This window comes from Lacrimispora sp. 38-1 (assembly GCF_049890855.1).
Classification (GTDB): domain Bacteria; phylum Bacillota; class Clostridia; order Lachnospirales; family Lachnospiraceae; genus Lacrimispora.
Map to the genome: position 1 here is coordinate 130,172 of NZ_JBANEW010000015.1, position 13,088 is coordinate 143,259.

At 36.0% G+C, this 13,088-nt stretch carries 12 protein-coding genes and 2 pseudogenes; 10 read left to right on the forward strand and 4 right to left on the reverse strand.

The features are described 5' to 3' along the window. Window positions 1–62: 62 nt before the first annotated feature. Genes V7D18_RS04515 through V7D18_RS04545 form a run of 7 tightly spaced genes read left to right on the forward strand, consistent with a single transcriptional unit; the run spans window position 63 to window position 7,822 of the window. Window positions 63–2,336 (forward strand): hypothetical protein, encoded by a 2,274-nt coding sequence (locus tag V7D18_RS04515; RefSeq protein WP_426151867.1) that lies wholly within the window; start codon window positions 63–65, stop codon window positions 2,334–2,336. Beyond that, on the forward strand, window positions 2,333–3,109 hold the full coding sequence (gene rfbF / locus V7D18_RS04520) for a glucose-1-phosphate cytidylyltransferase (protein ID WP_426151869.1): 777 nt from the start codon (window positions 2,333–2,335) through the stop codon (window positions 3,107–3,109). Before V7D18_RS04515 ends, rfbF begins: the two co-directional genes overlap by 4 nt. Window positions 3,110–3,126: 17 nt before the next feature. Next, a complete protein-coding gene (locus V7D18_RS04525) occupies window positions 3,127–3,549 on the forward strand; it encodes a GtrA family protein (RefSeq protein ID WP_426151870.1) in 423 nt (140 codons plus the stop codon). Continuing rightward, window positions 3,515–4,483 (forward strand): glycosyltransferase family 2 protein, encoded by a 969-nt coding sequence (locus V7D18_RS04530; RefSeq protein ID WP_426151872.1) that lies wholly within the window; start codon window positions 3,515–3,517, stop codon window positions 4,481–4,483. The genes V7D18_RS04525 and V7D18_RS04530 overlap by 35 nt, the downstream gene beginning before the upstream one ends. Then, window positions 4,470–5,534, forward strand: coding sequence for a CDP-glucose 4,6-dehydratase (gene rfbG, locus V7D18_RS04535; protein ID WP_426151874.1), 1,065 nt, complete (start codon window positions 4,470–4,472; stop codon window positions 5,532–5,534). Before V7D18_RS04530 ends, rfbG begins: the two co-directional genes overlap by 14 nt. A gap of 3 nt (window positions 5,535–5,537) precedes the next feature. Then, on the forward strand, window positions 5,538–6,884 hold the full coding sequence (gene rfbH, locus V7D18_RS04540) for a lipopolysaccharide biosynthesis protein RfbH (protein ID WP_426151876.1): 1,347 nt from the start codon (window positions 5,538–5,540) through the stop codon (window positions 6,882–6,884). Between the two features lie 20 nt (window positions 6,885–6,904). Then, a complete protein-coding gene (locus V7D18_RS04545) occupies window positions 6,905–7,822 on the forward strand; it encodes an NAD-dependent epimerase/dehydratase family protein (RefSeq protein ID WP_426151878.1) in 918 nt (305 codons plus the stop codon). A 272-nt stretch (window positions 7,823–8,094) separates the two neighbouring features. Here the strand turns inward: V7D18_RS04545 and V7D18_RS04550 are convergent, their stop codons facing one another. The 4 genes and pseudogenes from V7D18_RS04550 to V7D18_RS04565 all read right to left on the reverse strand — a co-directional run. After that, window positions 8,095–9,303: an IS256 family transposase gene (locus V7D18_RS04550; RefSeq protein WP_426151880.1), complete on the reverse strand. Its 1,209-nt coding sequence runs from the start codon at window positions 9,301–9,303 to the stop codon at window positions 8,095–8,097. Window positions 9,304–9,426: 123 nt separating this feature from the next. Beyond that, window positions 9,427–9,597, reverse strand: a complete 171-nt coding sequence (gene tnpB / locus V7D18_RS04555; RefSeq protein ID WP_426151935.1) for an IS66 family insertion sequence element accessory protein TnpB — start codon at window positions 9,595–9,597, stop codon at window positions 9,427–9,429. Window positions 9,598–9,643: 46 nt separating this feature from the next. Then, window positions 9,644–10,768 (reverse strand): acyltransferase family protein, encoded by a 1,125-nt coding sequence (locus V7D18_RS04560; RefSeq protein ID WP_426151882.1) that lies wholly within the window; start codon window positions 10,766–10,768, stop codon window positions 9,644–9,646. A gap of 71 nt (window positions 10,769–10,839) precedes the next feature. Then, a pseudogene (locus V7D18_RS04565) lies at window positions 10,840–11,088 on the reverse strand (transposase domain-containing protein); the annotation flags it as partial. Between the two features lie 167 nt (window positions 11,089–11,255). Here V7D18_RS04565 and hcp point away from each other — a divergent pair. The 3 genes and pseudogenes from hcp to V7D18_RS04580 all read left to right on the forward strand — a co-directional run. Further along, a pseudogene (hcp, locus tag V7D18_RS04570) lies at window positions 11,256–12,170 on the forward strand (hydroxylamine reductase); the annotation flags it as partial. Window positions 12,171–12,541: 371 nt separating this feature from the next. Next, window positions 12,542–12,793 (forward strand): phage tail protein, encoded by a 252-nt coding sequence (locus V7D18_RS04575; protein WP_426151884.1) that lies wholly within the window; start codon window positions 12,542–12,544, stop codon window positions 12,791–12,793. Window positions 12,794–12,829: 36 nt separating this feature from the next. After that, the gene (locus tag V7D18_RS04580) at window positions 12,830–13,075 is read left to right on the forward strand and encodes a phage tail protein (protein WP_426151886.1); all 246 of its coding nucleotides are present in this window, start codon (window positions 12,830–12,832) and stop codon (window positions 13,073–13,075) included. Window positions 13,076–13,088: the final 13 nt, after the last annotated feature.

Here is a 13,088-nt window from a genome sequence, read left to right on the forward strand (position 1 = left end):
CAATGCTGAGGTTACAGTTGCTTAATTAGTAGATGACAATTATTTTGTAGGAGTAAAAGAAGATGGAAAATAAAAAAAATGAAAGATTTTATGCTGTTTGCACATCATTAGTTCTAACAGTATTATTCTTTGGAATTATTTTTACAAATTTTTCTAATGAAACATTTAATGTGGTTGGGGATCAGAAAAATTTATGCTACCCTTCATTTATGCGCTTGGGATTTTATTTAAGGAGAGGTATATTCTCTGGTGTTGATATTTCAACATTTAATGGGGCATCTGAATTTTTTTCTAGAGGCAATTTAACTACAATGTATCCGATTGCTATGTTATTTGCTTTTATAGGTGATGCCTTTTCAATTCAATATATTATGTATAGTCTGATGTTTGCTTTACATTTCTTTGTTGCTTTTTATTTTGCACAAAGATTAGGTACCCGTTTTTTCGGTTTAGAGAAACATCTATCACTTTTATTTGCGTGTAGTTGTTTAATGTTATATTCATATGAGATATGGTATACTGGATTTGCTTTATCTACTATGCTGGTAGTACCGTTATTGTATACATCTTTGAGCTTGCTTGGTGAAAATAGAAAGTATAATTTATTATTGTATTCTATTCCCTATGTTATGGCATTTACAACGGGATATATAACTATCTCTATAATTCTTGTTGGGATTGTATTTTTGACTACTTGTATTTTCATAGTAGTTTATACTGATAAAGGAGAAGTTTTTAGGGCTTTTGTCAAATATTTTTCTATTATATTAATTGCAGGTCTTGTATGCTTAATATATTATTTGCAGTTATATCGTTATGTCAGCAGAATTGTTCAAACATCAGGAAATACATTAACACAAGTTTGGGATTTGTCGCTTAATTTGGACGATATATGGGTCGTTCCGTTGGCTTCATATACACCATCATTTATTATTGAACAATATGATGCTTTAACTATAGGCGTAGTATGGACGGTTGCATTAATAACAGTATTTGTGTTACGTAAAAGGATAAAATTTGATTCTAAAAAAAGAATTTTTCATAATGTGTTAATAGGTGTAAATGTATTACTTTTAATTATTGCATTTGGAAATACAACACCGGTAATTACATGGTTCTATTCATTAGTACCTATATTTGGTCATATGCATCTACCAATTCGCTATATGATGATAACTTTGCCCTTATTATATCTGGTAGTCTGCATTGAAATTAGTATGTTACCAAATTTAAAAGGTCAAAAGCTATTTAAAAATTTATCGATTGCTTTAGTAATGATTGCAATAACAGCGACAATTATATTAAAAGTGAATCCGCAGAAGTGTATCAATACGAATTTGTTCATTTTGGAAATAGTATTAGGTGCGATTGTTCTTTTTAAGGTATATGAAAATGGCTGGAATAACATTGAAACGGTATTAGTTTGGTGTGTGTCATTGATTTTGACAGCAGGCACATCTTTTTACTCATTTACAGTTCCAAATTTAACGGCAGCTTATAGAGAAACTGACAATATTTACTATAACTCCAGCGATTTAGTGACGTTAAATAATTATTTAAATAATGATACTACTAAATTATTGTATAGATATGTATGCATAGATGAAGATAAAGCGATAACACCGTATGTTCCTCAGAATTTTTCTTGGCTTAATGGAACAGAGCGTGATATATCGAATTATTATGGTTACGAATTACAGTTGGCATGGCCTAAAGATTATGCAATCGTTTCTAATGGATGGTTTGCAAATGTGAACTGGCAGTATATTAAAAACACCCGCGGAAATTTTGTGATTTTAACACCTGCATATATTGAAAAAAATCAGCAGTTTTTAGATTCAATAATTGATTGGAGTAAAAGCGACTATTACTTAAGTAATGGGATGCGGATTTGTACATTAAAGAAATACGTTCCATCCTATTATGCCGGAAACAGTGATACACTGGATCCTAGAACGGATGCGCTGGATAATGGATATTTTTATTCGCCTCAGTTGTTGAATAGAGATATGACAAGATTTGAGACAGATCGAAGCCGATACTTTTATGCGGAGATAAATTCGGAAAGTGAAAGTGATGTTGAGTTCCTTCCATATGCCAGCCCATACTATAAATATTATATTGATAGTCAGGAAGTTCAGCCGACGATTTCAGACTTACAGGCGTATTTAAAAGTTCCGGCAGGAAAGCATGAAATTAAGATTTTATACAAAAATAGAATAGGAACTTTAGGAGGTATGGTCATTATTGGTTACTATTTCTTAATGGTGATATACGGAACTGGGGTAACTGTATTTTCTATAATGAACAAAAAGAGGAGGATAATAAACAAATGAAAGTTGTTATTTTAGCAGGTGGATTTGGTACAAGAATCAGTGAGGACAGTCATTTGAAACCCAAGCCAATGATTGAGATCGGTGAAAAACCAATTATGTGGCATATTATGAAATATTATTCCGAGTTTGGATTCAGCGATTTTGTAATTTGCCTTGGTTATAAACAATATGTAGTAAAAGAATTTTTTGCAGATTATTTTTTACATACATCAGATATAACTTTTGATTTAGCCAATAATAAAATGGAGGTTCATAATAATTATTCTGAGCCTTGGAAAGTTACACTTGTTGATACTGGCTTGAATACCATGACCGGCGGTCGTATAAGGCGAATACAAAGATATGTTGGAAATGAACCATTTATGTTGACTTATGGAGATGGTGTATCCAATGTGAACTTGTCAAAATTGGAAGAATTTCACAGAAATAGTGGAAAGATTGCCACGATCACCACGGTCAACATCGGACAGATGAAAGGCGTTTTAGATATTGATTCTAATAATGTCATTAAATCGTTTCGAGAAAAAGAAGATATGGATGGAAGTCTGATTAATGGTGGTTTTATGATGCTAAATCCGGAAATCTTTAATTATTTGGAGGGCGATTCTACTATATTTGAACAAGGTCCTATGCAGAAACTGGCATCAGAAGACCAATTAATGTCTTTCTATCATCCGGGATTCTGGCAATGCATGGATACACAGAGAGAAAAACAGAAATTGGAGGAGCTTTGGCAGAGCGGTAATGCTCCCTGGAAGATTTGGAAAGACTGATTCCGGGGTAAATATTTATGAAAAAATTGTCTGAGCAATTTGCTAAGTTTGGAATTGTAGGAGTCTTAAATGTTCTGGTAACATATGGAATATACTATTTATTGGTGTTTTTTAGACTGAACTATCTTATTGCAAATACAATTGGATATGTGGCCGGTATATTAAACTCATATTATTGGAATAACAAGTATGTGTTTAAGAACAATATCAATAGTAATGCTAAAAAGTTGATGAAAGTATTTATCAGTTATTTTGTTACCTATATATTAAATATTGTTTTACTAAGCATACTTGTGCAAAAAATTGGATTGTCTGAAACTGTTGCCCCAGTTATAGTGATAGTAGTTACGATTCCGGTTAATTTTGTGCTGAATAAGTTTTGGGCATTTAGAGAGAAGGAGATATATGAAGACCATATCAGTCGTAATACCAACCTATAATGAAGAAGAGAATATACCGCTGATTTATCAGCGAGTTAAGGAATTATTTCGTGACCAATTAAAACTGTACAGGTATGAAATTGTATATATTGATAATCGTTCGACGGATTCGTCCAGACAAGTGATTGAAACGTTATGCAAACAGGATGAAAATGTTACAGGTATTTTTAATGCGAGAAATTTTGGTTTTAACCGTTCAACTTATTATGGCCTGATTCAGGGGATTGGGGATTGCACAGTTTTAATATTTGCTGATATGCAGGATCCGCCGGAGGTTATCGTGGATTTTGTCCATGCATGGGAGCAGGGGTATAAAATAGTAATCGGTAAAAAGCGTAAAAGTAAAGAAAGCAAGCTGATGTATATGTTCCGTACAATTTACTATAAGTTGATTAAATCAATTACAGATATTGATCACATAGAACAATTTACCGGTTTTGGTTTGTATGACAGAGAATTTATAAAAGTACTTCAGAAATTAGATGATTCATTACCTTATCTAAGAGGAATTGTTGCGGAGTTAGGATATGACAGATATGAAGTGCAGTATGATCAGGATATTAGGAAATATGGAAAAACCAGCTTTAATTTCCTAAAGCTTTATGATGTGGCTATGCTGGGAATCACATCGTATTCAAAAGTTATACTTCGACTGGCTACGATTAGTGGTTTTGTTATGTCGGGTATTAGTTTTTTGATAGGCTGTATTACTTTTATTGTTAAATTAATGTATTGGGATAAATTTCAAATGGGGCTGGCAGGAATGTCGGTAGGTCTATTTTTTATTGGCTCTGTGCTCCTGTTTTTTATTGGTTTCCAAGGTGAATACATACTTAACATTAATACGAGAGTAATGAAAAGGCCACTGGTTATAGAAGAGAGGCGATTAAATCCGAAGGTACAAAATGAGGAGGAAGATTATGGAAAGCAGTAAAGAATTACTTGAATTCTATAAAGGGAAAAAAGTGTTGGTTACAGGGAGTACCGGTTTTAAGGGCTCATGGTTATCTGCCATTCTTTTTATGGCAGGTGCTGATGTTGTTGGATATGCTTTAAGTCCTGTAACTCATCAATCTTTGTTTGACGAACTTTGCCTTGGAGACAAGATTAAGCAGTATTATGAAGATATAAGAGACTATGATACTATGAAGCGGGTTTTTGATGAGGAAAAACCGGAGATTGTATTGCATCTTGCTGCTCAGCCAATTGTCAGAGAATCGTATGTGGCTCCGAGATATACATTTGATACGAATGTGATGGGAACAGTTAATGTACTTGAATGTGTTAGATTAACGGATTCGGTAAGTTCTTTTCTGAATGTTACCACGGATAAGGTTTACGAAAACAAAGAACAGGAGAAAGGGTACGTAGAAACAGATTATCTTGACGGATATGATCCTTATTCTAATAGTAAGTCTTGTTCAGAGCTGGTTACTCACAGTTACAAAAAATCATTTTTTGCAGATAGCAGATGCAGAATAAGTACTGCCAGAGCGGGGAATGTTATTGGCGGCGGTGATTATGCAAAAGACAGAATTGTTCCTGACTGTATCAGAGCAGCGGTTAAAAACGAAGTAGTAAATATCAGAAATCCATATTCTATCAGGCCATATCAGCATGTATTGGAGCCATTGGCAATTTATCTTATGATTGCAAAAAAGCAGGCTGAGGATTCAAAATACGAAGGCTATTATAACGTAGGTCCAGATGAGTCGGATTGTGTGACGACTGGTAAACTTGTAGATATTTTTGCATCGAAGTGGGGAGAAGGATTTAGTTGGAATGATCAGTCGGACGGGGGACCTCACGAAGCGGGATTCCTGAAATTAGATTGTACAAAGCTGAAAACTACATTTGGGTGGCAACCAAAATATAATATAGATCAGGCTGTAGAAAAGACCGTAGATTGGCAAAAAAAATATACTTCTTTAAATGATGCGTTTTCAATTACTAAAAAACAGATTATAGAATTTTTTGAGGTGTAAAATATGGAAAATAAAAGGTTTGAAAATAAGAACGAAGATGAGGCAAGAAAAGAGATATTACAGGCTGTAAGTGAATATTGTGATCGTTATCATAACAAAACAGCTGATTTTAAGCCGGGAGATCGAATTACATATGCTTCAAGAGTATATGACCATAATGAGATGGTAAATCTCGTGGACAGTGCATTGGAGTTTTGGCTTACTTCTGGCAGGTATACAGATGAGTTTGAGAAAAAGCTGGCGAAGTATTTGGGTGTGAAGCATTGTTCTTTGGTCAACTCCGGATCTTCGGCCAATTTAAATGCTTTTATGGCGTTGACATCTCCGCTGCTTGAAGAGAGGCAGATCCATCCGGGCGATGAGGTGATTACGGTAGCAGCAGGATTTCCGACCACGGTGACACCGATGATTCAGTACGGTGCAATTCCGGTGTTTGTGGATGTAACGATTCCCCAATATAATATTGACGTGACTCAGTTGGAGTCAGCATACTCGGAAAAAACTAAAGCGGTGATGGTAGCTCATACCCTGGGAAACCCCTTTGATTTGAAAGCAGTCAAGGCATTCTGTGATAAGTATAAATTATGGCTTATTGAGGATAATTGTGATGCGCTGGGAAGCCGTTATACCATGGACGGGGTGGAGAAATTCACTGGAACAGTGGGAGATATCGGAACATCTAGTTTTTATCCACCTCATCATATGACTATGGGCGAGGGGGGCGCGGTGTATACGGACAATCCGCTGCTGCATAAAATAATCCGTTCTTTCCGTGACTGGGGACGGGACTGTGTGTGTCCGTCTGGTATGGATAATTTATGCGGACACCGGTTTGACCGGCAGTATGGAGAACTCCCGATTGGCTATGACCACAAATATGTATATTCTCATTTTGGATATAATTTAAAAGCAACAGATATGCAGGCATCAATCGGTTGTGCGCAGCTGGAAAAATTCCCCTCATTTGTTGAACGGCGTAGAGCTAATTTTGCCAGATTAAAAGCAGCACTTAAAGGGTGTGAAGATAAACTAATCCTTCCTGTAGCATGTGAGAATTCTGCCCCCAGCTGGTTCGGATTTTTAATTACTTGTAAGGAAGGGGTAGATAGAAATACGCTGGTTACAAAAATTGAAAGTAAGGGTATACAGACAAGAATGCTTTTCGCTGGCAATTTAATAAAACATCCATGTTTTGATCAAATGAGAAGAGAAGGAAAAGGGTATAGAGTGGTTGGTGATCTTGGTAATACGGATCGGATTATGAAAGATACATTTTGGATAGGGGTATATCCTGGAATGACAGATGCAATGATAGATTATATGGCGGAATCTATTTTAGGCTCAGTTTAATTGGAATGGAGGCTGAATTTATGAATCATGTGATTATGACTGGAGCTACAGGATTCATTGGAAGTTGGTTTGTAGAAGAATTGCTTAATAATGATGTAAAAGTTACAGCATTGGTACGAGATAAAAGCAGAGTATTGAAAAGTATTGCTGCTAATAAGAACTGTAAATTGATAGAATGCGATTATGATAAGTTAGATGAGGCGGAAGTGGATACATCTGTTCAATATGATGCGTTTTATCATCTTGGCTGGGGCGGGGTATCTCCTAAATCTAAAAATGATGTTGAATTACAATTAAGTAATATTCATGCTTCCATAAAAGCTATGCTGTTTTCTAGTAAACTTCAATGTAATAAATTCATTGCCTCTGGTACAGTGGCAGAGTATGTTTTTTGCGAAGACATTATGGATGTATATGAAAAACAGACACCAAATGATATGTATGGTGCAGCTAAGGTTTCGACTCATTATTTTTTAGAAGTTTTATCAAGACAGCTCAATCAGCCTTTTATCTGGACTGTAGTACCAAGCACTTTTGGTGAGAGGCGGACAGATAATAATATTATATCATATACGATCAGAACGTTATTAAATGGAGAAAAACCTATATATGGGGATCTTAACCAAATGTGGGATTTTTTATATGTATCTGAGGTAGCCAGGGCTTTACGATTTATTGGTGAAAGTGGAATTCCAGGAAAAACTTACGGAATAGGCAGTGGCATATATAAGCCTTTGAAGGAGTACATATTTAAAATCCGTGAGGTAATCAATTCACAGGCAGAATTAGGGATTGGGGAATTACCGAGTATGACTAAACAGACTTTCAGTTCTTGTGTAAACATTTATGAATTAATCAAAGACACTGGATTCACTCCAAATATTAGTTTTGATGATGGTATAAGGAAGACTGTAGAGTGGTTTAAAAGTGAAGAATAATAATTTAAATTTAAGCGACCTATGATACTAATATAATGAGGTAAACTGTATTATCTATAGCATTGTTGAGACTGCGAAAGCCGGAATCACATTTCAGTTAAATTTCATAATTAAAAATTCTTACATATTGATGGCGGAGAAGATCAGACGTTATGGCGTCCTCTTCTCCGTTATTTTAAAAGTAAGCGCAAAGTAAATCGACGGATAGCCAAATAATAGTAGTGTCAAGGGTAGATAGTGTCAAGATTTTTTCGCAAATTGCATTTCGGCCGTTAGGCAGCCGGTAAACAGGCTATGATATCAGACTGGTTCTGGATATCCAATTCTTTCAGATGCTCCATATTCATGTAGCGCTTTGTACCCCATTGGGTTCCAGCTACGTGTCTCAGTCTGGCACATACAAGCATTAAAGCACTTTGCCCATCAGGGAAAGCACCAATTGCCCGGGTTCTACGTTTAATTTCCCAGTTCAGACGTTCAATGGTATTATTGGTGCGGATTCTAGTCCAGTGTTGGCTGGGGAAATCCATATATGTTAGGGTTTCCTCGATTCCATCTTCAATCTTTTTTGCTGCAGAAGATAATTTCATCTCGCGAAGTTTATCCGCTACTTGTTTAGTCTTTTCCTTTGCAGATGTTTTGCATTCTTGAGCATGGATAGCCTTCAGCAGCATAGAGACTTCTTTCATCTTGTTACGAGGAGTGGCTGAGAATATATTCCTATAGAAATGAACCGTACATCTTTGATACTTTGCATCTGGGAATACTTCTGGAATGGATTCGAGCATCCCAAGGCATTTATCACCGATAATTAAGCGCACTCCGGCCAGACCACGTTCTTTTAACCATACAAAGAATGTTCTCCAGCTTTCACGGTCTTCTTTCATGCCTTCGGCTGCACCAATAATTTCACGACATCCATCTTCGTTGACTCCAATGGCAACAAGGATAGAGACGTTTTGTATTTCACCGCTCCAGCTGCGCTTTAAATAAACACCATCTACAAACACATAAGGATAAGAACCGGTTAGTTTGTGGCTTCTCCACGCTTCAATGTGTTCATAGGCTTTTTTATTTAGATTACTTATTGCTCCTGGTGAAACTTTAGTTTCCCATAATGCCTCTGTAATATCCTCAACACGGCGAACAGAAACACCTGCGAGATACATTTCAATGAGAGCTTCTTCAACAGAGCATTCTCTACGGCGATAGCGCTCAATAATGGCAGTTTCAAACGGTATACCCTTTAACTTTGGCATCTTCAATTTGACCTCACCAGCTGTGGTTTGAAAGTTCCTGTTATAATGTCCGGAACGATATCCTTTACGTTCACCGGAACGCTCGTATTTTTCAGCATTAACGAGTTCATCTGCTTCATGATCCAGCAAGGCATTAAGGGTTTCCTCAACGCTGTTACGTACTAAATCTTTCAATTCGTTATGGATAAGTTCTTGATTTAATTGTATAATGTTATCGGACATGTTCTATACCCTCCTTTGTGAGATTTCGTTGTGGTGACTTTATTTTACCAAAGGGCTATAGACCATGTCTATTTTTATTAAAATTAATTTGCGAAATTAATTATACGTCATCCTGGTTCTTGGTCACTGAAAGCGCCCTGCCTCCAATCGTTTATAAAGCAGCAGTAATCCATCTTCCTCCCAAAGCAAACCTTTGATTCGGGAGGATCGTCTCCCACAGAACAGGAAAAGAATACCCGGAACGAATGGATCCAGCTTAAAATGCTCCTTAACGATCATGGAAAGGCCATCTATGCCAAGCTGTTAACTAGGAGCTAGGTACTAATGTTTTACCGTATACCTAGTTATGGCTACTCGCTATAACGTCTTTAACATTATCATTCTTTCCTCTTACCTTTGTTCTAATTGATTCAATAGGTTTTTCTATAAAATGATAAGTTATTATAGAAATAATTATTTGCAATCCAGCTACAAATAAACCAAATATTAAAGTATATGGTCTCCCGAAAACATATTTTCCTTTTACAAGATAGAAATGTTCGGTTATTATTAGTACTAAAAAACCAGTAAAAGAATGACCAATAAACAGCCCATAGGTCAATCTACCAAGTATTTTATCATATTTTGCGAGCTTTCCTTTCAACGATATTTGAGTAGCAAAAACAACTATTAAGATTTGAATTGTTAATGCTATATAAATTTGGCTTTCAACAATTTTATTTCTGTTTACGAATATTATCAAAATCAAATATATTCCTATCAATGCGAAGAATATTATATTTGATTTCTTAATTTCAGGTATTTTTCTCTTAATAAAATAAATTGCGCTACCTATAAGAAATAAAACAAATGTACTAAAAACACTTCTGTATCTATAAACAGGAAAATCCAATCCATTTATTAAGGTTGATATTGGATAAATTAGCATCAGTGGAATTAAAGCAAAAAACAATAATTTCCCCACTTTTTTAATTTTATATAAATATACTAGAAATGGAGCTGATATATAAAATATAATCTCTACAGTAAGGGACCAGGCCTGCGGGACTAATTGCGGAAATCCAGTTAGAATTAGTGTTTTGATAGGTATTTTGTTTGCAAAGAAATTTAAGAACATTTCGTTAAACATATCAACGAACTTATAAGTTTCAATTTTTTGTGGCAAAGCATAGAACAAATCGCTACTATTATTTAAATCTAATGCTAATCCACAACCACCATGTAGCATTACTAAGACATATGTAAGAATTAGATACAAAATATATAACGGGTAAAGTTTAAGAAATCTGTTTATGTAAAATGATTTTATTCCTTTCATATAATATGTTTTATCAATTACAAGAGTTATCAAATATCCACTTAATATATAAAATCCAAAAACTGCACTATATCCAGAAGGTTGTGAAAAGTTTCCAAAATGAAATAAAATAACGACAATACTTAATATAAAACGATATATTCCCACTTTAAATCTCCTTTTCATAAAATTAATAAAGTAATATTAACATATATTTTCACAAAATACTATTATATGAATTAAAAAATTAAGAAGTCATACATCGTTTTTCTTCCGTAACCGCAAAGTAATTCTACGATCATCAAATTTACATTTGTACAACTATCTATCACATCCTTGCTCCATGGAGCAAGCTGATCCAACTGTTGGTTCGTCATGTCGGTACTTGGGCGGTGATCAAGCAGATAGCTTAAATATTTATAGATGTTTAGCCCGTTTGCCTTTGCCATCTCGACCAAAGTATAAACAAAGGCACTTGCTGTAGCCCCTTAAAGTATGCTTGATAAATTCCCATGGATAAGGCCAGTACCGCAGGCGCTACAATAAATCCCTTTTGGTATTTGATGAGAGAGGTTATATGCTCATCGTTGGCTGTCCTATATAGATCAACTGTATTATTTAAATCCGATCAGCGATGGAACCAGGGGGCGTATGAGATCTTACGGACTTAGAACAGCTCTTAGAGCAGACCAGGGGAACTGGAGTTGATGTTTATACATATAGTGAGATGCTTCCGGCTCATTATTATCCATTCTTCAAAAAGTATGATAACTTCACAGGAAACTATGGTGGATCCTGGTGGCGTCAGGTGGATGAGTTTGGTCCCTTTGGCGGTCCTGTTCTTTTTACAACAAACTGTATTGTACCACCCAGATCAGAAGAAATCAGGGATCGTATATTTACCACCGGAGCAGCCGGGTATCCCGGATCCAACCATATTGAAGCAGATGCTGACGGAAAGAAGGATTTTTCCACAATTATCGAAATGGCGAAAAAACTGCCTTCTCCAACTGAAATTGAAACAGGAACGATTACCGGAGGTTTTGCACATGAACAGGTTTTTGCTCTTGCAGATAAAGTTGTGGAGGCTGTAAAATCAGGCGCAATCAAAAAAATCTTTGTCATGGCTGGCTGCGATGGCAGAATGAAATCAAGAGAATATTATACAGAATTTGCAGAAAAATTGCCAAAGGATACAGTAATCCTTACTGCCGGGTGTGCAAAATACAGATACAATAAGCTGCCGCTTGGTGATATCGGCGGTATTCCAAGAGTGCTGGATGCCGGGCAGTGTAATGATTCCTACTCTCTGGTAGTAATTGCTCTGAAACTGAAGGAGATATTTGGAGTTGATGATGTAAACCAGCTGCCAATCGCATACAATATTGCATGGTATGAACAAAAAGCGGTAATTGTACTTCTGGCACTTTTATACCTTGGTGTAAAAAATATTCACCTGGGTCCGACACTTCCCGGTTTCTTATCGCCGAATGTGGCAAAAGTACTGGTGGAGAACTTCGGAATTGCTGGCATTGGAATGGAAGATGATATCCGTTTATTTATGGCATAATGCAAGATTAATCATCTATTATAATTAATATAGGAAAAGCGGAGAATGATAAATGCTCATTTGTCATTCTCCGCTTTGCTTTGTCCGTATATATTTACTTATACTGTAGAACATACGATTTCAATGATGAAATCAGAAGCACCATTGCACCGCTTCCCATCCAGTTTATTTTGATCATAAACTATCATGATATCTCTATTCCAAATAATATACCGTTTAAAAAAGTCAAAATTTATTTCGGGTTTCCATATCTCCTTATGCGGTATGATGAGATATCATCAGTATGATATAGCACTGAAAGACTGCCCGGCAACAGCATTTGGGCGAAAATCTGCACTATCTAAAATAATGAGATTAAGGAGGAAATTATTATGGACCCTTATATTGGTCAGATTCAGCTGTTTCCCTATAATTTTGAACCCAGAGGTTGGGTTCTGTGTGATGGAAGAACCATGCAGATCATGCAAAACCAGGCATTATATTCTCTTATAGGGGTTACATTTGGAGGCAACGGAACTACTGAGTTTAAGATACCCGACTTAAGAGACGCTAATCCTCTTGCAGTCACCAACCAGATGAAGTATTACATTGCAATTGAGGGGCTGTATCCCATGAGGTCATAATTTGCAGCAGCAATAGATGGAAAGGAGAGAAGATGCATGGATGAATTTTATATAGGTGAAATCATTCCTGTTCCCTATACGTTTGCACCTGCGCTTACGCTGTTTTGTGATGGACAGGAGTATCCGGTTCAGCAGTATCAGCTGCTGTTTGCTTTAATCGGATTTACGTTTGGAGGCAATGGTTCCACTACATTTCGTGTTCCCAATTTAAAAGGGTTTGAGCCCGCCCCCAATATTCGTTATGTCATTGTTACAGATGGTATATTCCCTGACCGGTATTAGAAAGGATTGATGG

What these genes read in the sequence shown, in the direction of transcription:
- V7D18_RS04515 (WP_426151867.1), top strand. Translation starts at nt 63, where the DNA reads ATGGAAAATAAAAAAAATGAAAGATTTTATGCTGTTTGCACATCATTA.
- rfbF (WP_426151869.1), top strand. Translation starts at nt 2,333, where the DNA reads ATGAAAGTTGTTATTTTAGCAGGTGGATTTGGTACAAGAATCAGTGAG.
- V7D18_RS04525 (WP_426151870.1), top strand. Translation starts at nt 3,127, where the DNA reads ATGAAAAAATTGTCTGAGCAATTTGCTAAGTTTGGAATTGTAGGAGTC.
- V7D18_RS04530 (WP_426151872.1), top strand. Translation starts at nt 3,515, where the DNA reads ATGAAGACCATATCAGTCGTAATACCAACCTATAATGAAGAAGAGAAT.
- rfbG (WP_426151874.1), top strand. Translation starts at nt 4,470, where the DNA reads ATGGAAAGCAGTAAAGAATTACTTGAATTCTATAAAGGGAAAAAAGTG.
- rfbH (WP_426151876.1), top strand. Translation starts at nt 5,538, where the DNA reads ATGGAAAATAAAAGGTTTGAAAATAAGAACGAAGATGAGGCAAGAAAA.
- V7D18_RS04545 (WP_426151878.1), top strand. Translation starts at nt 6,905, where the DNA reads ATGAATCATGTGATTATGACTGGAGCTACAGGATTCATTGGAAGTTGG.
- V7D18_RS04550 (WP_426151880.1), bottom strand. Translation starts at nt 9,303, where the DNA reads ATGTCCGATAACATTATACAATTAAATCAAGAACTTATCCATAACGAA.
- V7D18_RS04575 (WP_426151884.1), top strand. Translation starts at nt 12,542, where the DNA reads ATGGACCCTTATATTGGTCAGATTCAGCTGTTTCCCTATAATTTTGAA.
- V7D18_RS04580 (WP_426151886.1), top strand. Translation starts at nt 12,830, where the DNA reads ATGGATGAATTTTATATAGGTGAAATCATTCCTGTTCCCTATACGTTT.